This is a genomic window from uncultured Sphingomonas sp., from assembly GCF_964244265.1.
Classification (GTDB): Bacteria; Pseudomonadota; Alphaproteobacteria; order Sphingomonadales; family Sphingomonadaceae; genus Sphingomonas.
Genome location: NZ_CAXTHV010000003.1, coordinates 37,255 through 56,412 on the forward strand (window position 1 = coordinate 37,255; position 19,158 = coordinate 56,412).

20 protein-coding genes, 1 tRNA gene and 1 pseudogene are annotated in these 19,158 nt (G+C 64.7%); 10 read left to right on the forward strand and 12 right to left on the reverse strand.

What is annotated here, in order from left to right; translation table 11 throughout:
* Positions 1-25 precede the first annotated feature (25 nt).
* The 3 genes from ACFE7K_RS01880 to ACFE7K_RS01890 all read left to right on the forward strand — a co-directional run bounded on the left by ACFE7K_RS01880 (position 26) and on the right by ACFE7K_RS01890 (position 5,637).
* Positions 26-1,582 (forward strand): hypothetical protein, encoded by a 1,557-nt coding sequence (locus tag ACFE7K_RS01880; RefSeq protein WP_375396458.1) that lies wholly within the window; start codon positions 26-28, stop codon positions 1,580-1,582.
* A gap of 66 nt (positions 1,583-1,648) precedes the next feature.
* On the forward strand, positions 1,649-4,666 hold the full coding sequence (locus ACFE7K_RS01885) for a BPTD_3080 family restriction endonuclease (RefSeq protein ID WP_375396459.1): 3,018 nt from the start codon (positions 1,649-1,651) through the stop codon (positions 4,664-4,666).
* 155 nt (positions 4,667-4,821) lie between these two features.
* On the forward strand, positions 4,822-5,637 hold the full coding sequence (locus tag ACFE7K_RS01890; RefSeq protein WP_375396460.1) for an NYN domain-containing protein: 816 nt from the start codon (positions 4,822-4,824) through the stop codon (positions 5,635-5,637).
* 136 nt (positions 5,638-5,773) lie between these two features.
* Here the strand turns inward: ACFE7K_RS01890 and ACFE7K_RS01895 are convergent, their stop codons facing one another.
* The gene (locus ACFE7K_RS01895; protein WP_375396461.1) at positions 5,774-5,947 is read right to left on the reverse strand and encodes a hypothetical protein; all 174 of its coding nucleotides are present in this window, start codon (positions 5,945-5,947) and stop codon (positions 5,774-5,776) included.
* 34 nt (positions 5,948-5,981) lie between these two features.
* On the opposite strand from ACFE7K_RS01895, the gene ACFE7K_RS01900 reads away from it, so the two are divergent.
* From ACFE7K_RS01900 to ACFE7K_RS01910, 3 genes are read left to right on the forward strand one after another with little or no spacing between them, the layout of a single operon-like run.
* Positions 5,982-8,558: a site-specific DNA-methyltransferase gene (locus ACFE7K_RS01900; RefSeq protein ID WP_375396462.1), complete on the forward strand. Its 2,577-nt coding sequence runs from the start codon at positions 5,982-5,984 to the stop codon at positions 8,556-8,558.
* A 17-nt stretch (positions 8,559-8,575) separates the two neighbouring features.
* On the forward strand, positions 8,576-8,968 hold the full coding sequence (locus ACFE7K_RS01905) for a four helix bundle protein (RefSeq protein ID WP_375396463.1): 393 nt from the start codon (positions 8,576-8,578) through the stop codon (positions 8,966-8,968).
* Positions 8,965-11,025 (forward strand): UvrD-helicase domain-containing protein, encoded by a 2,061-nt coding sequence (locus ACFE7K_RS01910; RefSeq protein WP_375396464.1) that lies wholly within the window; start codon positions 8,965-8,967, stop codon positions 11,023-11,025. The genes ACFE7K_RS01905 and ACFE7K_RS01910 overlap by 4 nt, the downstream gene beginning before the upstream one ends.
* Before the next feature lie 149 nt (positions 11,026-11,174).
* Here the strand turns inward: ACFE7K_RS01910 and ACFE7K_RS01915 are convergent, their stop codons facing one another.
* Entirely contained in the window at positions 11,175-11,381 is a 207-nt protein-coding gene (locus ACFE7K_RS01915) for a DUF3883 domain-containing protein (RefSeq protein ID WP_375396545.1), read from the reverse strand.
* A 443-nt stretch (positions 11,382-11,824) separates the two neighbouring features.
* Positions 11,825-12,136 (reverse strand): hypothetical protein, encoded by a 312-nt coding sequence (locus tag ACFE7K_RS01920; protein ID WP_375396465.1) that lies wholly within the window; start codon positions 12,134-12,136, stop codon positions 11,825-11,827.
* A 315-nt stretch (positions 12,137-12,451) separates the two neighbouring features.
* Between ACFE7K_RS01920 and ACFE7K_RS01925 the strand changes: the two genes are divergently transcribed.
* The gene (locus tag ACFE7K_RS01925) at positions 12,452-12,604 is read left to right on the forward strand and encodes a hypothetical protein (protein WP_375396466.1); all 153 of its coding nucleotides are present in this window, start codon (positions 12,452-12,454) and stop codon (positions 12,602-12,604) included.
* A gap of 76 nt (positions 12,605-12,680) precedes the next feature.
* Here ACFE7K_RS01925 and ACFE7K_RS01930 read toward each other — a convergent pair.
* Positions 12,681-12,755 (reverse strand) — tRNA-Gln (locus ACFE7K_RS01930).
* A 43-nt stretch (positions 12,756-12,798) separates the two neighbouring features.
* The gene (locus ACFE7K_RS01935; RefSeq protein ID WP_375396467.1) at positions 12,799-13,887 is read right to left on the reverse strand and encodes a branched-chain amino acid aminotransferase; all 1,089 of its coding nucleotides are present in this window, start codon (positions 13,885-13,887) and stop codon (positions 12,799-12,801) included.
* A gap of 78 nt (positions 13,888-13,965) precedes the next feature.
* On the opposite strand from ACFE7K_RS01935, the gene ACFE7K_RS01940 reads away from it, so the two are divergent.
* Positions 13,966-14,481 (forward strand): MarR family transcriptional regulator, encoded by a 516-nt coding sequence (locus ACFE7K_RS01940; RefSeq protein WP_375396468.1) that lies wholly within the window; start codon positions 13,966-13,968, stop codon positions 14,479-14,481.
* A 45-nt stretch (positions 14,482-14,526) separates the two neighbouring features.
* Here ACFE7K_RS01940 and ACFE7K_RS01945 read toward each other — a convergent pair whose 3' ends face one another.
* The 4 genes and pseudogenes from ACFE7K_RS01945 to ACFE7K_RS01960 all read right to left on the reverse strand — a co-directional run bounded on the left by ACFE7K_RS01945 (position 14,527) and on the right by ACFE7K_RS01960 (position 16,897).
* Positions 14,527-15,030: a YbjN domain-containing protein gene (locus ACFE7K_RS01945; protein ID WP_375396469.1), complete on the reverse strand. Its 504-nt coding sequence runs from the start codon at positions 15,028-15,030 to the stop codon at positions 14,527-14,529.
* Positions 15,031-15,209: 179 nt separating this feature from the next.
* Positions 15,210-15,479, reverse strand: a pseudogene (locus ACFE7K_RS01950) (accessory factor UbiK family protein); the annotation flags it as partial.
* 28 nt (positions 15,480-15,507) lie between these two features.
* Positions 15,508-16,059: a TspO/MBR family protein gene (locus tag ACFE7K_RS01955; protein ID WP_375396470.1), complete on the reverse strand. Its 552-nt coding sequence runs from the start codon at positions 16,057-16,059 to the stop codon at positions 15,508-15,510.
* A 94-nt stretch (positions 16,060-16,153) separates the two neighbouring features.
* A complete protein-coding gene (locus ACFE7K_RS01960) occupies positions 16,154-16,897 on the reverse strand; it encodes a TlyA family RNA methyltransferase (RefSeq protein ID WP_375396471.1) in 744 nt (247 codons plus the stop codon).
* A 175-nt stretch (positions 16,898-17,072) separates the two neighbouring features.
* Between ACFE7K_RS01960 and ACFE7K_RS01965 the strand changes: the two genes are divergently transcribed.
* Both ACFE7K_RS01965 and ACFE7K_RS01970 read left to right on the forward strand, forming a co-directional pair.
* Positions 17,073-17,777, forward strand: coding sequence for an RBBP9/YdeN family alpha/beta hydrolase (locus tag ACFE7K_RS01965; protein ID WP_375396472.1), 705 nt, complete (start codon positions 17,073-17,075; stop codon positions 17,775-17,777).
* A gap of 138 nt (positions 17,778-17,915) precedes the next feature.
* On the forward strand, positions 17,916-18,260 hold the full coding sequence (locus ACFE7K_RS01970) for a hypothetical protein (RefSeq protein ID WP_375396473.1): 345 nt from the start codon (positions 17,916-17,918) through the stop codon (positions 18,258-18,260).
* A 69-nt stretch (positions 18,261-18,329) separates the two neighbouring features.
* On the opposite strand, the gene ACFE7K_RS01975 is transcribed toward ACFE7K_RS01970, so the two are convergent.
* The 3 genes from ACFE7K_RS01975 to ACFE7K_RS01985 are packed head-to-tail and all read right to left on the reverse strand — an operon-like array spanning position 18,330 to position 19,112.
* Entirely contained in the window at positions 18,330-18,500 is a 171-nt protein-coding gene (locus ACFE7K_RS01975; protein ID WP_375396474.1) for a hypothetical protein, read from the reverse strand.
* Between the two features lie 10 nt (positions 18,501-18,510).
* On the reverse strand, positions 18,511-18,912 hold the full coding sequence (locus ACFE7K_RS01980; RefSeq protein ID WP_375396475.1) for a PIN domain-containing protein: 402 nt from the start codon (positions 18,910-18,912) through the stop codon (positions 18,511-18,513).
* Complete coding sequence (locus ACFE7K_RS01985) at positions 18,912-19,112, reverse strand: AbrB/MazE/SpoVT family DNA-binding domain-containing protein (RefSeq protein ID WP_375396476.1); 201 nt, start codon at positions 19,110-19,112, stop codon at positions 18,912-18,914. The genes ACFE7K_RS01980 and ACFE7K_RS01985 overlap by 1 nt, the downstream gene beginning before the upstream one ends.
* Positions 19,113-19,158 lie beyond the last annotated feature (46 nt).

Consider the following 19,158-nt stretch of genomic DNA (forward strand, 5'->3'; position numbering starts at 1 on the left):
GGGGGGCGACGCCTTGGCGGAATTGTTGAAGGCGATGACGCCCGCTGCACCGCCTAAACCGGCCCCGGCATCGGCCGCCGACCTGGCCGCAGCCGTTCGCCGTCGCGCAAGGGTGGTGCCACCACCGACCGAGCAGGGTCGCCGCGCGATCGCAGGGGGGAAAGCCAAGGCCAAGAAGCAGATCATCAAGATGTCGGCGGCTAACGTTCAGAAGACGTATGAACAGGCCGGCCTGTCTCCTGCGACGAGTGCGTCCGCCGCCGACATCCCGGCTACCCCGTCGAACGACTTCGGCGCTGCCGCTTTTCGGCGCATCGCGAACTTGCGCCCGAGCCTCGAGGGCTTCGTCGCTGACGAGCGGGCGCCGGACGACGTAAACGACGACACGCGGACCGTGGTCGAGCGCCGCGTCGCCCTCGGTGCTTCGGTCAGGCAGGCCATCGTCGATCCCGACGCGGATGGCTATATCGGCCACGACTTCGGCACCAGCGCCACCAAGGCCGTGGTCCGATGGCCGTTCGACCGTGCGCTGGGCGCGTTGGCCGTTCCGGTCCCTCTCGCCTGGTGCGGCGGCGGCGTGCCCCATCTCTGGCCAACGGTCGTCTGGTTCGATCCGTCCGCTACGACCTTCAGCCTGTTGCCCCGCGATGGGCTTCGCCCTCTCGCAGGGTTCAAGGCGGCGCTGATCGAGGGGCGCGGGCATCGCATGTGCTGCGGTTCGCCGGTGACCATGGCGGAAGCGGCGACGGCGTTTCTCGCGATGCACCTCGCCTATGTTCTCGGTACCGTCGCGGAGACACACCCGTCGGCGCGGATCAGTGCCGTGAACTTCGGCGTGCCGGTTGCCGCACGGGCGGACGAGAAGGTGTTCGCCGTCTTCGCCGATGTCGTTGCCGCCGCGACACGGCTCGTCGATTGTGCGCCGACACTGTCGCTGGAGGCGGTCAGGATCGCTCGCACGCTGTGCGACCCGCCCGCGCTGCCCTTCGATCTCCATACCGAACTTGCTGGTGCCATTGCCGGCTATTGCAGCGGACCACGCTATCACCGCGGCGCACACATGATCGTCGATTGCGGGTCGGCCACGCTCGACATTGCCAGCTTCCAGCTTGGCGACAGTCGCTGGCCCATCGGCATCTACGCAGCCGGTGTCGAGCCGCTCGGCGCCGACGCCTGTGCGGTTTACCGCCGCGCGGGCGCCAGCGACGACGATTGCGCCGCCGCGGCCCATTATTATGAGCATCGGGTCTATGCGGACACGCTCGGCTCGGCGCGGGCATCGTTCCAGCAGGAAGAAGACAGACGCTACCCCTATCAGGTGATCCTGATCGGCGGTGGGATCGACGGCTCGATTCACGGGCCGCTGTTCGAACGTATGGCTGGCGCGTTTCAGCGTCCCTTCCTCCGGCCCGAACTCGATCGTGCAGTCAGGTGTGAGGACGGCGCTCAACCGGGACGGCTGGTGCTCGCCGACGGACTGGCCAATGCGCCCTTCGATCTGCGCGACGTGGCGATGCCACGTGATCGCCCGCCGGTGACAATCCATTTCGGCGCGGATCAGAACTCCAAGGACGTATGCTGAGACCGGAACGGCTTTGACATTACTCGACCCGGTCGAGCATGAAGTGTTTGCAGGGGGCGGATTTTAGTGGCGAACAGTTTCTACGAACGGCCAATTCTCAACTCGCCTTACGCGCCGCCGTCGCTCTATCACCCGCTCGACGACACCGGCCAGCCGATCGAGGGCGAGCCGATCGCTGGACGGCGGCCGTCGAAGTTCATCGTGCCGGTTCCAGCCTCGCGGAAGAAGTCCGCTGCGGCGCAGGCGTCGCTCGATCTCGAAACCTATACCGAAAACGCCAAGATCAACGAGATCCGCGGCTATGTCGACGCATGGCGGGCGATCCCCAATCCCGCCGACTGGGGCGTGACGCCCGCGACGCAGCGGCTGCTTGAGCACTGGCGGCGGCCGAAGGAGGGATGGGCCGGTCCCCGCCCGTTCTTCTGCCAGATCGAAGCGGTCGAGACGATGATCTGGTTGACCGAGGTCAGCAGGAACCGCGCGGTCGGCGAGCGGCTGATGAAACAGCTTGCCGACGAAAACGCCACGGCCAATCCGGCGCTCTTCCGCCTCGCCATGAAGATGGCGACCGGCAGCGGCAAGACCACGGTCATGGCGATGCTGATCGCGTGGCAGGCGATCAACGCCGCGCGCAAGGAGACCAGGAATTTCTCCCGCGCCTTCCTGATCGTCGCGCCAGGCATCACGATCAAGGATCGGCTGCGCGTGCTATTGCCGAGCGAGCCCGGCAATTACTACGATACGCGTGAGATCGTGCCGCCGGAAATGCTGCCCGAAATCCGCCGCGCCGAAATCGTCATCACCAACTACCATGCGTTTCAGCATCGCGAGACGCTGGCGATGCCCAAGGCGGCGCGCAGCTTCCTGCAGGGCAACGATCCCGAGCCGGTGCGGACGATCGAGACCGACGCGCAGATGCTCGACCGCGCGTGCGGCAAACTGCTGCGGTTCGAGCGCGTCAACGTCATCAACGACGAGGCGCACCATTGCTACCGCCACAAGGTCGGCGGCGATGCCGAGGGCGCGCTGACCGGCGACGATAAGAAGGAAGCCGAGCAGAACGAGGAAGCCGCGCGGCTGTGGATCAACGGGATCGAGGCGCTCGACCGCCAGCTCAAGAAGGGCAAGCGCAGCGGCGGCGTCCGCGCCGTCTATGATCTGTCGGCGACCCCGTTCTTCCTGCGCGGTTCCGGCTATAACGAAGGAACTTTGTTCCCGTGGGTCGTGTCCGACTTCAGCCTGATGGACGCGATCGAAAGCGGCATCGTCAAGCTGCCGCGCGTGCCGGTCACCGACAATCTCGTGCAGACCGACACCGTCGTCTACCGCGACCTGTGGAAGCACATCGGCAAGTCGATGCCGAAGTCGACCGCCGGCGCCAACAAGCTCAGCCCGTTCGACCTCAATCCCCTGCTGCTCACCGCGCTCAACTCGCTCTACAGCCATTATGCCGGCGAATTCGAGCGGTGGCAGCGGGCTGGGATCGGTGTTCCCCCGGTGTTTATCGTCGTCTGCCAGAACACCGCCATCTCGAAGCTGGTGTTCGAATGGATCGCCGGGTTCGAGCGCGGCGATGCCGAGGCGGGCGAGCGCGCCGCCTTCCACGCCGGCCATCTCGAATTGTTCCGCAATTACGACGAGCACGGCGGCCGGCTGCCGAAACCACGTACCTTGCTGATCGATTCCCGCCAGCTCGAAGCCGGCGAGGCGCTGGACAAGGGCTTCAAGGAAGCAGCTTCGGCCGAGATCGAGCAGTTCAAGCGCGAACTCGCCGCGCGTGAAGGGGCCGGCGCGGTGAAGGGCGAGGTCAACGAGGGGGACCTGCTGCGCGAGGTGATGAATACCGTCGGGCGGGCCGGCCGGCTCGGCGAGCAGATCCGCTGCGTCGTCTCGGTGTCGATGCTGACCGAAGGCTGGGACACCAACACCGTCACCCACATCCTCGGCGTCCGCGCGTTCGGCACGCAGCTGCTGTGCGAGCAGGTGGTCGGCCGCGGCTTGCGTCGCCAGTCCTACGAGCTCAACAAGGATGGGCTGTTCGACGTCGAATATGCCGACATCATGGGCATCCCGTTCGACTTCGCGCGCTCGCCCCAGAAGGTCGATCCCAAGCCGCCCAGGCCCGTCACCCGCGTCCACGCCATCGCCGAGCGCGCCGACCTCGAAATCCGCTTCCCGCGTGTGAGCGGCTATCGCCGCGAGCTGCCGTCCGAACTGCTGAACGCCGAGTTCGGCGAGGACAGCCGCCTCGTCATCACCCCCGAGGATATCGGCCCGACCTCTGTGACGATGGAGGGCATCGTCGGCGCCGGCGTCACCATCACGCCCGAGGTGCTGGCCCAATTGCGCCCGTCGGAGATCAGCTTCAACCTCGCCAAGCACCTGCTCTACACGCACTTCCGCGACGAGGACGGCTTCCCCAAGCAGCACCTGTTCCCGCAGATCCAGCGGCTGGCGCGGCGCTGGATCGACGAGGGCTATCTGGTGACGAACGGCGTGCCGATTGGCGCGATCCTGTATCAGGAACAGCTCGCCCGCGCGGCCGAGAAGATCGACATCGCGTGTACGCGCGGCGGGGGCGGGCACGTCGTCGCGGTGCTCGATCCCTACAACCCCAGCGGATCGACCCGGCACGTCAACTTCATCACCACCAAGGAATGCTGGAAGACCGGCGCCCAGCCGCCGCGCTCGCAGATAAGCCACGTCGTCAAGGATTCGAGCTGGGAAGTTGCGCTGGCCCAGGCGCTGGAGGGGCACCCGCGCGTACTCGCCTACGCCAAGAACCAGGCGCTCGGCTTCGAAATCCCCTATCTCGATGGCGGCGCGATGCGGCGCTACCTGCCCGACTTCCTCGTCCGACTCGAGACCGATGGCGAACCGCTTAACCTCGTGCTCGAGATGAAGGGCCAGCGCGACGAGAGCGACAAGGCCAAGGCGCAGACCGCGCGCGACCTGTGGGTGCCCGGCGTCAACGCGCTCGGCGGCTACGGCCGCTGGGCCTTCGCCGAGTTCACCGATCCTTACACAACGGAGGATGAGTTCGCGGCGCTCGTCACGAAGCTAATCGACGGGGTGCGCGCATGACTGCGATCTCCGAAATGCGAGGTTTTTAATTGCATGGTAGGGTATTTCCCCCTACCTAAGCCTCACATCCGCCCCTTGAGAGTAGGTTCGTCCGACCATTCAGGACGTTACCGAAATCCTGGGGCTTTTTTGTGCCTGTCGAATGGAGCGGGCATATGAGCCGCGAGATCGCGATCCTGATCGACGGCGGCTTTTTTGCCAAGCGCCTCCCCAAGCTGGTGAGCGAGCAGCATCGCACCACGGCTGCCAACGTCGTCGGTTCGATCCGGTTCATGTGCCATCGGCACGTCGAAAAGCTGACCGGCGATGGCGATCCCAACTGGCACAAGCACGTCTACCGCATCTTTTATTATGACGCGCACCCCTTTGAGGGGCAGGCGCATCATCCGCTGACAAACCGCCAGATCGATTTTGGAAAGAGCGACCGCGCTGTTTTTCAGCGCGAGATGTTCGATCTGTTGAAGAAGCAGCGAAACGTCGCGCTGCGGCTCGGCAAGGTGAATCGCGTCGGCGGGTGGGGGCTGACAGGCAACAGACTCCAGAAACTGCTCGCGACGCAGTCCGTTCTGGACGCGATCGACTTAGAACATCCGTTGGCCGATGGCTCGCTGAACCTCCCAGGCGATAAGGTGGAGGAACTGCGAAAATTGCAAACACAGTGGGGTGCGATCGAAGCTCATCACGTCGCGCTCGATCTTCGCCAGAAGGGCGTAGATATGCGGATCGGTCTCGATATTGCTTCGCTAACTTTGAAAAAATTGGCCAAGACGATCGTGCTGGTCGCAGGTGACAGTGACTTCGTGCCAGCTGCAAAGCTGGCGCGCCACGAGGGGTTGCAGTTCGTGCTCGATCCCATGTGGCAGAAGGTCAATGACGACCTTTACGAGCATATCGACGGGCTACACTCCGGATTGCCCAAACCCCGCGGGACTGCACCTGCCGCAGACGAAGTGCAGGAGGACGCAGCCTGATGGCCCGCAAGCCCGGCACCCCGAAACAGGTCGGCGCGCTGCGTCATGACGAGGCGACGCGGCGGAACATTCCGACGGCGGAGATGGAGAGCTTCTTCCGCCGGGTCGAGGACACCGATCCGCTGCCGCCCAAACATTATCCCCGCGCACGGCCGCTGGCCGAGGGCGAGACCCGAACCGAAGAGGAAGTCAGCGTGCCCGAGATCATCTGGAACGGGGCGCGGATCACGATCACGCCGGAACAGCAGGCGACGCTCGCCGAGACCGGCACGCTGACGCTGGCCGACGCGCAGCTCGTCTGGCGCGGCAAGGACCGGCAGGACTGGTCCGACCTGATCGTCAACGTGCCGCCGCTCTACATCCAGGAAAAGATCCACCCCAAGGCGATCATCGACGATCTGAAGCGCCGCACCGCCGAGGCGCGCGAGGCCACCACCGACGCGCCCGACCTGTTCGCCGACTTCAACGGCATCGAGCCCGATCAACGCGCCGAATTTTACCAGCACGATCAGCATTGGTCGAACCGCATGATCCTGGGCGACAGCTTGCAGGTGATGGCCAGCCTGTCCGAGCGCGAGAGCCTGAGGGGAAAGGTGCAGTGCATCTATTTCGACCCGCCCTATGGCATCAAGTTCAACTCGAATTGGCAGGTCAGCACCCAGTCGCGCGACGTGAAGGACGGCAAGCAGACCGACATCAGCCGCGAGCCCGAACAGGTGAAGGCGTTCCGTGACACTTGGAAGGACGGCATCCACAGCTACCTGACCTATCTGCGCGACCGCCTGACCGCGATGCGCGACCTGCTGACCGAGAGCGGCTCGATCTTCGTGCAGATCGGTGACGAGAATGTGCACCGCGTGCGGGCGGTGATGGATGAGGTATTTGGGCCAGAAAACGTCATAGCTGAACTGGTGAATTCCACGACGACCAGTTCGTCTGCGGAATACATTGACAGCACAGCAGATTACATTCTGTGGTATGGCCGAAATCGAAAGGCGACCAAGTATCGACCATTATTGTTGGAAAAGAGCGGCGGATCGACGGAGGCTCTATATCGGCATACTCGGACCAGTGATGGGACTTTCCACCGGAATCGCTCGCCGTCCGAGATCGATGTAGAATCGAATCCTGAGCTTTTTCGTATTGACCAACTCACGTCTCAAACACAGGCAGCGACAACGCGATATACGGCACACTTTGAAGGGCAGCCTTTCCCCGTCGGCAAGCGTCAGTGGGCCACACCACCCCGCGGCATGGAACGGCTCCAGAAGGCACGGCGGGTAATCGTTTCTGGATCGTCACTTGCATACGTTCGGATGCTTTCCGACTACATATCTGTTCCGCTTCGCAACATTTGGATGGACACTGGGACTGGCAGTTTCACTGACCCCAAGGTCTATGTCGTGCAGAGCGGCACTAAGGCAGTTCAACGCTGTATCTTAATGGCGACCGATCCCGGCGACCTCGTTCTCGATCCCACTTGTGGCTCTGGCACCGCCGCCTATGTCGCCGAGCAATGGGGCCGGCGCTGGATTACTGTAGACACCAGCCGCGTCGCGCTAACGCTCGCTCGCACGCGGCTGATGGCGGCGCGCTATCCTTGGTATCTCTTGGCTGACAGCCGCGAGGGCCGCGCCAAGGAAGCCGCCCTAACCCAGACGATGCCGCCCGAAACGCCGGTCCGCGACGATATCCGCCAAGGCTTCGTTTATGAGCGCGTGCCGCACATCACGCTCAAGTCGATCGCCAACAACCCGCTGATCGATGACATCTGGGAAAAGTGGCAGGCGGTGCTTGAACCGCTCCGTGCCGAACTCAACGCCGCGACCGGCGAGACGTGGGAGGAATGGCAAATTCCGCGCGAACTGCCCGCCACCGCCCCGCCCGCCGCCGCCGCGCCGCACTCAAAATGGTGGGAAACACGCATCGCCCGCCAACGCGAGATCGACGCCAGCATCGCCGCTCGCGCCGATGTGGAATATCTCTACGACAAACCCTACACCGACGCCGCCCGCGTCCGCGTCGCCGGGCCGTTCACGGTCGAGAGCCTGTCGCCGCACCGCGTCCTTCCCGCCAGCGAGGAGGCGTTGATCGAGACGATCGACGCCGCCGACGGCGCTCGTTCGCCCGCCGACGCCGATCTCGCGGGGGGTGACTTCGCCGCCATCGTCATCGACTATCTCAAGGCCGAGGGCGTCAAGCAGCAGGCAAAGGGCGACCGCATCACCTTCGAGAGCATCGCTCCTTGGCCCGGCGATTTCATCGGCGCCACCGCGACGTTTATCGAAGGCGAGGATGGCCCCGAACGCCGCGCCGCGATCCTGATCGGCCCCGAATATGGCACCGTCGGTCGGCAGGACCTGGTCGCCGCCGCGCGCGAGGCGGTGGACAACCGCTTCGACGTGTTGATCGCCTGCGCTTTCAACTTCGACGCGCATTCGTCCGAGCTCGACAAGCTTGGCAGCCTCACCATCCTGAAGGCGAGGATCAACCCCGACATGCATATGTCGGAGGAGCTGAAGAACACCGGCCGCGGCAACATGTTCGTCGTCTTCGGCGAGCCTGACGTGCAGGTGATCGACGACGGCGGCGCGACGATCCGCGTGAAAGTGAACGGCGTCGACGTGTTCGACCCCAACACCGGCGACATCCGCTCTAGCGACACCAAGGGCATCGCCGCCTGGTTCATCGACACCGACTATAACGAAGAGAGCTTCTTCGTCCGCCACGCCTATTTCCTGGGCGCGAACGACCCGTACAAGAGCCTCAAGACCGCGCTCCAGGCCGAAATCGACGAAAACGCGTGGGCGACGCTGTATTCGGACACGTCACGCCCGTTCGAGCGCCCGACCGGCGGCCGGATCGCGGTGAAGGTCATCAACCACTTCGGCGACGAGGTGATGAAGGTGTTTAGGGTGTAGGGATTGGGGATTGGGGATTGGACGAGGTTCGGAGCTATCGTGACCTGCGGGTCTGGCAACGCGGCATGGCATTGGCTGAGCAGGTCTACGTGTTGACCCGCTTGTTCCCGGCTGACGAGCGCTTTGGCCTGACCTCTCAGTCGCGCCGCGCCGCCGCCTCGATCCCGGCAAACATTGCCGAAGGTCATGGCCGCGCCACCCGAGCAGCTTACGCAAACTTTCTCCGGATTGGGCACGGATCGCTAAAGGAACTGGAAACCCATCTGATCTTGGCCAGCCGCGTCGGCATCGTCTCACCCGACGTGATTGAGCCGCTGCTCGCCGACGCCGATGTGCTCGGGCGAATGCTGCAAACACTGATCGGCAAGCTCGCCAATCCCCAATCCCAAATCCCCAAACCCGCCCCATGAACTTCCTAATCGCTGACACTTTCACCGCCGCGTTCAACCGTCTGACAAGTCAGGACCAGAAGGCGGTGAAGGCCAGCGTATTCGACCTGCAAATGGACCCGACCGGCAACGGGCTGCAACTGCACCGCATCGACAAGAGCAAGGACCAGAATTTCTGGTCGGCACGGGTCAATCGCGACGTTCGGCTGATCGTCCACAAGACCGGCGATTCGATGCTGGTCGCCTATGTCGATCATCACGACGACGCCTATGCCTGGGCCGAACGTCGGCGGATCGAGGCACATCCGCGTACCGGCGCGGTCCAGATCGTCGAGGTGCGTGAGCGGGTCGAGAACATCGCGCCGCCCCAAACGTTCGACTTCGTCATTCCCGAAGCTGCGCCCGCTGTCCCGCAACCGCAGTTGTTCGCCTCGCTTGGCGATGACGCCCTGCTGTCGATCGGCGTGCCGGCGGACTGGCTCGCGGATGTGCGCGCCGCGACCGAGGACAGCTTTTTCGCGCTGGCCGAGCATCTGCCTGGCGAGGCGTCCGAGGCGCTGCTGGAATATGCGGCGACCGGCGCGCTGCCGACCGTTACACCGGCACCGGCCACGGCCGATCCATTCGCGCACCCCGACGCGCTGCGCCGCATCCGTCCGATCGCGGATCAGGGGGAACTCGAACAGGCGCTGGCATTCCCGTGGGAGAAATGGGGCGTCTTCCTCCACCCGTCGCAGCGAGATCTTACCGATCGCAGCTTCGCCGGGCCCGCGCGCGTCGCCGGGTCGGCCGGCACGGGCAAGACCATCGTCGCGATCCACCGCGCGGTGCGACTGGCCCGCGAGAACCCGGACGCGCGCATCCTGCTCGCCAGCTTCTCGCAGCCGCTCGCCGATGCGATGGCGAAGAAGCTGCTGGTGCTCGCGCCCGAGATGGGCGGCATCGTCCCGCGCATTACGACAGCCTCGTTCCGGGGCATTGCCGAGCAGATGCACCAGCTCGAACACGGCGTCCGTCCGCGTATCGCGTCGGACGCGGTGTTGCGCGAGCGGCTGGCGGAAGCGGCCAAGGCTGCGCAGCTGAAGGGCTTTTCCGACCGGTTCCTAGTGTCGGAATGGACCAACGTCATCGACGCCTGGGGCATCACGACGTTCGACGCCTATGCGACGGTGCAGCGCATAGGGCGCAAGAGCCGGATTGGCCCGAACCAGCGGGAACGGCTGTGGCCGGTGTTCGAGACGGTGCGCTCGGCGCTGGCAGCGGAACGCTACACGACCTGGGCACAGGTATTCACCGGGCTCACGGACGCGCTGGCTGACCGGTCCCGCAAGCCGTTCGACCACATCATCCTCGACGAGGCCCAGGATCTCGCGCCGGCCGCGCTGCGCTTCTTCGCCGCACTGGCGCCCGCTGGCCCTGACGCGCTGTTCCTCGCCGGCGATATGGGCCAGCGCATCTTCCAGCACCCCTATTCCTGGTCGAGCCTGGGCGTCGAGGTGCGCGGCCGGTCGCACACGCTCAAGGTCTGCTACCGCACCTCGCAGCAGATCAGGCAGGCCGCCGATCACCTGCTGCCGGTCGTGCTGCGCGACGTCGATGGCCTGGAGGACGAGCGGCGCGGCATCGTGTCGGTGTTCGACGGGCCGGCGCCGCAGGTCGAAACCTTCGCCACCGCCGACGACGAGGCGAAGGCCGTCGGCACCGTCGTCGCCGGCTGGCTGGCCGACGGCGTCGCCGCACACGAGATCGGCACCTTCGTCCGCACGCCCGAGCTGATCGCGCGGGCGCGGGCCGCCTTACGCAGCATTGCCGATGCCGACGCGATCACGACAGCCCCGATGCACCTCGCCAAGGGGCTGGAGTTCCGCGCGGTCGTGGTGATGGCGTGCGATCAGGGAATATTGCCGCTCGACGACCGCATCGCCGATGCCGCCGACGAAGCCGAGCTGGACGAAATCTACGAGACGGAGCGGCGCCTTCTCTACGTCACCTGTACCCGCGCCCGGGAGCACCTACTGCTGACAGGCGTGCGGCCCGCGTCAGAATACCTCGACGACTTCGGCGGCGCTACGCATTGAAGCTCGCCTGAAAGCTGGTCGGCATCAGCGAGACATGGGCCTCCAGCGGTGAGCGAAGTTCGAACGCGCGCGGCTCGCGGGCGAAGTTTCACAGGCGAACCAGGCACCAGTCGCGCCGCCGCTCTTCCGAAACGGCAAGCTCGTTACGGCTAGGGCGTTCGCTCCCACCCGTTGGTGGTCTTCACTTCGATCAGGCGCGACCGGCCGTCCATCTCAAAGCTGGCGATGTCATAGCCGGCGCCGGCGCCATCCTCTTCTGATATCCAGCGCACGCGCTTGGCCAGGTCGTCGCGACCAGCGGCAACCAGGGATGATCGTTCGTGGAGAACGATGCGCTCTTCGCCCGCGCGGCCCAGCGTGCGATTGCGGGCGTCGCGTTCGGCGACGTCGAAGCGGCGGCGATCGCCTGCATCTGTTCAAGTTCGTCGGGAGCGGTGCATTGCTCATCGTCGGCGGCGGACCGATCCATAAGGTCGGCGCTTCCCGCACCACAGAGAAGCACGGCACGCCCGCCAGGGTTGCGCGCGCTCATATCTCGCAAACGCGCCTAAACGCAGCGATGTTGCTTAAGCGTCAAAAGCGACGCCATTTTGCCGGAGTATTTCTTCAAGCTCGGCTACGTTCCGTCTCATGTGAGCAACATCGGCGACGGCAGTGTCCAACACAAAGCCGCTCTCAACGCGACGCACGGAAGGTGGGTTACCCGCTTCGATCGAAGCGACCTCGCCGAGCCATCGGCTGCGGTCGTCGATCATCCGATCGAAATCGGCACCTGTCCAAGGGCCGCCAGCTTTATTTATCACTGGAATACAGCGCCGACGGAGCCGTTTTCGGCCTCACGCTGCGCGTCCCGACCTTTCTTGAATGCCAATGCGAAGATGATGAGCGAAGGCACTAGGTAGCTAACGAACGCATCTGTCCGAAACGGACCGCCATTTGCCTCGCTAAGGCCATAGAGCGTCGCGCCCAACGGATATGTCGCACCTGCCGCTGCTACATGGCTAAACAGCCGGTCGGCGATGACTCGTTTGAAAACAGCCCAATGGAGCAGCGAATAAACGAGATAACAGGCGATGAGCGAACCAACCAGCCAGCCGATTAAATATCCCATAGTTGCGCCTTTCTGTTCGACGGGTTCCTTAACATCACGCGGTTAAGGGAAGGTGTTCGAGGCCGCGACACCAGGCTGCCATCTGGAACCCTAGCGACATACAACCGGCCTGCCCTGAAATGGCTTAGTCACCGGAGCAGGGTGCGCTTCATGCGCCGAACACCGGTCCGCCATGTCGGGCGGCCCGTCGAATACAACAGGTCGCAAGGCTGAATAGGCGGGGCGTGCTTACCCGTGTTCGCGGGTGACTAACCGTCCCGGCACCAGCCGGGCGCATGCGGGGACTCATATGCGTTTGCGGATGACCGCGAGGACATGGGCAAGCTGATCTTCAAGCCGCGCCAGCGCTTCCTCGCGCTCTGGCAGGCTTTCCATGTGCTTGTGCGTGGTCTTGATCGTTTTCTCGACAGCCTTGATGTCGGAGATGATCGCTTCGTGCTTGCGCTTGAGCGCTTGGAGGAGATTTGACACTCCCCAAGGGTATCGCGCCAGCCTCGCCGCGCCAGATGGGTCTTGGCGCGTTTGCGAGATATGACCGGCGGCTTGGCTGGGGCGGCAGGATTCGAACCTGCGAATGGCGGCATCAAAAGCCGCTGCCTTACCGCTTGGCGACGCCCCAACGAAGCGCGGGCTTATAGCGGGGCCAGCGCGGGTGTGAAGGGTCAGTCGAGCCGGTCCAGCCACGCGTGCGGATCGGGCGCCGCTGCCTTCTGAACCGCGAGCAGCGCGTCGCGCAGCGATGACGACACTTGCCCGGGCCCGCCCGAGCCGATCGCGAAGTCGCCCGATTGCGCCTTCACGTGGGCGATCGGCGTGACGACCGCCGCGGTGCCGCACGCAAAGGCCTCGGTCAGCCGACCGCTTGCGGCGTCGGCGCGCCATTGTTCCAGCGAATATCGCTCCTCACGCACCGTCATGCCGCGCCCGCGCGCCAGCGTGAGCAGCGAATCGCGGGTGATCCCGGCCAGGATCGTGTCGCTGAGCGGGGGGGTGGCGATCGATCCGTCGTCGAACACGAAGAACACGTTCATGCCGCCGAGTTCCTCGACATAGCGGCGCTCGATCGCGTCCAGGAACACGACCTGATCACAGCCCCGGGCGATGGCTTCCGCCTGGGCGACCAGGCTGGCGGCGTAATTTCCGCCGCACTTGGCCGCGCCGGTCCCGCCGGGCGCGGCGCGCGTATAGTTCTCCGAGGCCCAGATCGACACCGCCTTCGCCCCCTTGAAATAGGGGCCGACCGACACGGCAAGAACCATATAGAGGTGCTCGGCCGATGGCTTGACCCCCAGGAACGTCTCGCTCGCGACCATGAACGGGCGCAGGTACAGGGCACCGCCCTCGATCGCCGGAATCCAGTCGCGCTCGGCGCGAACCAGCGCGCGGCAGGATTCGACGAACATGTCCTCGGGCAATTCGGGCATCGCCAGCCGCCGCGCGGACAATTGGAAGCGGCGGGCATTGGCGGCGGGACGGAACAGCGCGGTCCCGCCATCGACGGTGCGATAGGCCTTCAGTCCCTCGAAGATCTCCTGCGCATAATGCAGCACGGCGCAGGCCGGATCGATCGCCAGCGGCCGGCGCTCGACGATCTCCAGGCCGCGCCAGCCCTGGTCCGCATCAAACCGTGCACATGCCATATGGTCGGTGAAGACGCGGCCGAAACCGGGATCGACCAGCCGCGCCGCGCGGACCGCCGCCGGCGTGGGCGTCGCGGTGGCGGTCATCGGGAATAAGGCGGTGCTGGTCATGATGCCTTTCCGTAGCGCGAATTCGGCGCCTGTCCAAGGGTTGCCGAGCGTCGACCGCGCTGGCAAGAGCATGGCAGAATGACTGCCCAAACCCCTGCCGCTTCCGCGCTTTTCCTGCGTGAAACCGAAATCCGCCGCGGGATGGAACTGCTCTATTTCGGCTATAGCCATCTGACCCGCGCGGTGGATCGCAGCCTGGGCGAACGCAGCATGGGCCGCGCCCATCACCGCGCGCTATATTTCGTCGGCCGCCACCCGGACGTCACGGTCAGCGAGCTGCTCGCCATCCTGGGGGTGACCAAGCAGTCGCTGGGCCGCGTGCTGACCGAGCTGGGCGAGCGCGGGCTGATCGAGACGCGTACCGGCGACCGCGACCGCCGCCAGCGGCTGCTGCGGCTGACCGAGGCGGGGTACAAGCTGGACGGCGACCTGTTCGAGGCGGCGCGCGCGATACTGGCGGGCGCCTATGCCAGTGCCGGGCAACAGGCGGTGACCGGTTTCTGGGCGGTGCTGGAGGGCCTTATTCCCCCGCAGGAACGCGCCCGCATCCACAGCTGGCGCGAGGCGCCGCCGCCGACGGGCGAGCGGCCCTAATCGGAGCGGCGCTGCGGCAGGCGCCGACTGAGCCCCGAGACCGGCTTATGCCTCGCCCTGGGTTTCGATCATCGAGGCGGCAAGCGCCTCCTTCGGGGTCTTGCCGCCCCACAGGACGAACTGAAACACGGGATAGAAGCGTTCGCATTCGTCGATCGCCGATTCGATCAGCAGTTCGGCGGCATCCAGGCTCAACGTTCCGCCGTCGGTCGTATCGACCATCGCGGCGTGGCGGAACAGGACGATCCCGCTGGACGACCACAGTTCGAAATGGCCGATCCACATCTGCTCGTTGATCAGCCCGATCGCCTCGTAGATCGCACTCCTGCGATCCTCGGGAACGCGGATGTCGGGAAAGGCGAGGAATTGCAGCACGCAATCCTCCTCGCGCCACAGCGCGCGCAGCTCATATTGCGTCCAGCTGCCCTTTAGGTTGGCGACAATCTCGTCGTCGTGACGCTCATGGTCCCAGCCGTGCGCGGTATAATAGCTTTCGATCATGTCGATCGGCGCTGCATCGTCGCGCGAAAAGTCGACCTCATCGAGCATATCGGTTCTCGCTCACCATGCCGGGCCCAACCTGCCCGCCAGGGTCGGCAAGTGCAAGCTGGCGGTGGAAAAAGCTGTGGACAGCCGGTTCACGGCGTTGTGGGATACACGCTGTCCGAGGCGTCTACGTCTTCACCGGTCACGGTCGCGTCGGGGACGATCGGGGCATCGGCGGGCTGGCCGCCGGCAGGAGCCGTGCCGGCGCCCGCAGCCTTGCCGTCCAGCGCGTCCAGACGCGAGCGGAGCGCCTGGGCATCGTCGCGCGCAGCCGCGGCCATTGCCTTCACCACCTCGAACTCGTCGCGGCTGATGAAATCCAGCCCGCCGATCCATTCCTTGAAGCGCGCACGCGTCGCAGCCTCCGCCTCGCGGCCAACCCCGGCGAGCGTCCCGGCGGCGCCGTTCATGAACTTGACGAAATCGTCGAACAGATGATTTTCGCTTTGCATCAGGTCATGTCCCGCCAGAAGAGGAATGTCATAGCTGAATCTGGGTGTTCGTCGACGACGGCGCAACCGTCGCCGCATCGGGATTTAGCCCGTAGATGCCATACGTCAACGCGCCAGCGTAGCACAGCCAGGCCAGATACGGCACCATCAGCCATGCAGCGGCGGTGCGCACGCGGCCGAAGACCAGCGTCGTCAGCAGCGCCAGCACGAAGATCGCGCCCAGCGCGACCAGCGCCCCGCCGACCAGGTGCAGGCCGAAGAACAACGGGCTCCACAACAGGTTCACGATCAGCTGGGCGGCAAACAGCATGATCGCCGGACCACGCAGCCGGGCGCCCCGCGCATGGATGATCATCGCCAGCGCCAGGCCCATCAGCACATAGAGCAGCCCCCAGGCCACCGGGAACACCCAGTCGGGCGGGGTCCCGGCCGGTTTGGCGAGCGCCACATACCAGCGGCTCCGCGACCCCATCGGCGCAACCCGGCTCGACAGGAAACCGAGCAGGACGACGAACGGCACGGTCACGATCGCCCAGCGCAGGAATGCCAGCCGCAACTGCTGTCTCGACGCTATCTCCATCCATCTTCCCCCAGAGTGCAGACCTTGCAGATCCTCCCGTGCCGCAAAGCAGCAATTCCGGGGGCCCGCGCCGGCAATTGAACCGTCAGGTGCATCATCCGCCCGCCACATTGCATGCGGCCAGCAGGAATTCCACATTTCCTTCCGGCCCGGTGATCGGACTCTGCACTATCCCTGCAACCCGCCAGCCGCGGCCGGTTACCCAGCCGGCCGCCTGACGGCACACACGATCATGCACCGCGGCATCGCGGACCACCCCCTTCTTGCCGATCTCGTCCCGCTCAGCCTCGAATTGCGGCTTGACCAGCGCCAGCAGCCGCGCGCCGGCGCGCGCAAAGCCGAGCGGCACGTCCAGCACCTTGGCCAGCGCGATGAAGCTTGCATCACAGACGATCAGGTCGACCGGTTCGGCAATGTGGTCGGCGGTCAGGACGCGGGCGCTGGTCCGTTCGTGGACGATCACGCGAGCATCCTGCCGCAGCTTCCACGCCAGCTGATTGGTCCCGCTGTCGACCGCATGGACCCGCGCGGCACCGCGGGTGAGGAGCACGTCGGTGAACCCGCCGGTCGACGACCCGATGTCGATCGCGACCGCGCCGGCGACATCCCAGCCGAAATGGTCAAGGCCATGCGCCAGCTTGACGCCGCCGCGCGAGACCCAGGGGTGATCGCGTCCGCGCACCTCGATTGCCGCGTCCTCGGCGATCATTTGCCCCGGCTTGTCGATTTGCCGGTCGCCGGCAAAGGCCAGACCGGCCATGATCAGGGCCTGGGCGCGTGTCCGGCTCTCGGCCAGTCCGCGATCGGTGAGCAATTGGTCGGCCCGCATCTTCGCCATCCGCGCCTGTCTGCCGCGCTATTCGCCCTGTCGCAATCGGATGGCATTTCGACGCAAGCATATTCCTATTTCGCAAATAGGAATTAGGTTGGCGGCGGGGAGAAGGCAAGGCGTGGCCGTCCCCCCTAGAGCGGCCGCGCCGATCCCTCTCCCCACCCCCTTCGTGGAGGTGATCATGGGTCAGTTCGCGCATGTCGACGGCCTGTTGCCGACCGTCCTCACCGTGCCCGGCCTGGGCGGGTCGGGACCGTCGCACTGGCAGACTTTATGGGAAGAATCGCGCCCCGACACGCATCGCGTCGAACTCGGCATGTGGGACACGCCGCATCGCAATGCCTGGGTAACCAAACTGGACCAGGCGGTACGTCGCGCCCGCGCGCCGGTGGTGATCGCGGCGCACTCGCTGGGCTGCCTGGCGCTTGCCTGGTGGGCGGAACTCAGCCCGCAGCCTTATGGCTGGCCGGTCGCGGGCGCATTGCTCGTGGCGCCTGCCGATGTCGATCGGCGCCACGCGCCTGGCGAACTGCGGGGTTTCGCCCCGACACCGGTCAAGGCGTTGCCGTTCCCGTCGATCCTGGTCGCCTCGACGGACGATCCGTGGATAGAGATCGAGCGGGCTCGTAGCCTCGCCAGCTTCTGGGGCAGTCACTTCGTCGATGTCGGCGCCCTGGGCCACCTCAACGCCGCCAGCGGCATCGGCTGGTGGGAAGAGGGTCGCCTGTTGCTCGACCGGGTCATCGCCGCGTCGGGCGACCGGTCGGGACACACCCGCTCGCCCCGCGAGGCGCAGTCGATCCTGGCGATCAATGCAGCCGATGCGGCGCCGGACGCGAACCCGGCAAAGGTAACGGGCTTCACGTCACCACGTAGTTTCAGGTAAGTTGGCCAAGTAGTATGGAGCAGACGCCAAGCTCCACTAAATAAGCAAATCCGACAAAATAACGCCAGCGTGGTTTGTAGGATTTACATAGGAAATTTGCTGTCATTCCGCCTGACTCCACCAACAGGAGATCAGGTAATGCTCAAATGCAAGTTGGCTGTCGCTATCGCATTGCTCGGCTTGTCGGGCCAGACGCCGGCACAAGCTTCCAGCGCCGGCGCGGGTGCGATCCACAACGTGCTTCCAATCCAAAATAACGGCCCGGTATTGTTTAACCAGGATGGTACGCGTTCCACCCCGCCAGCTTGCTCTACCATCCCCGGTAGGTGGGCGATCGATGCGTCCACGCCGGGTGGTCAGGCAAAGCTCGCAGTGCTGCTGACCGCCTATGCTCAAGGCAGGCAGATCACCGTGTATGGAACGGGTATCTGTGACGTCTGGGTCGACACGGAGACGGTGTTATACATTCAGACCATCGAGTAACTCCCGAAAGCGCCAACGATTGCTGTCACGAGTCTGGAAGCGCGGGTCACACCATGACCCGCGCTTCCATTATGTTGCCGGATTATTGATCGCATCGGCATCAAGGCAGGCCTCGGCATATTGCACCTCGGGCTTGTCCCGGTCCTGGAACAGGTCGGGCAGGCGCATCGTCCCGAGCTTCAGCGCGGCGTCGATCGGCCCGGTATCGCTCGCCAGCATCAGCACATGCGCCGCCAGCACGCGAGCCCAATCAGCCGGCTGTGAACGGGTTCACGATCCGTAATTGCCCGTCGACGACCAGACCATGATGCATGTCCTCGGAATGGAGCGTATCACAATCGGCCGTTATGGCAGCAGCGACGATCATCGCGTCGAACACGTGGAACTTGTAGCGCTTCGCCAAATCGATGCCCCGGCGATGCAGGGCAAAATCCATCGTTACTGGCAGGGGACATAGCGTGATGATCCCGGCCAAGGCATCGTGAACATCGCTCCAGGGCCAGCGATGCTTGCCGATCTTCACGCGTGTAAATTCGTTGAGTGACTGTACGGCGATGTGCCCGCCGGCATTGAGCAAGTTCTGCGCGATCGCCGCCTTTTCATCTTTACCGAAAGCATAAACCAGTACGTTGGTATCGAAGAAGCAGGGCATTATCGGTCGTACAGTTCCTCACGATTGAACTTATAATTCTCGGGCAAAGGCCGGGCAAGTTGGCGGATATGGTCGATCGCCGCTTGGCGGCGCTGCTTTTCGGCGATGACGGCAATCTGACCGGCGTCGAGCGCGCAAAGCTCCACATCGTCGCCTTCCTTTAACCCCAACGCACGAACGACATCGGCGGGGATGCGCACCGCGAGACTATTGCCCCATTTTGCTATCTGCATCTTGTCCTCCGGA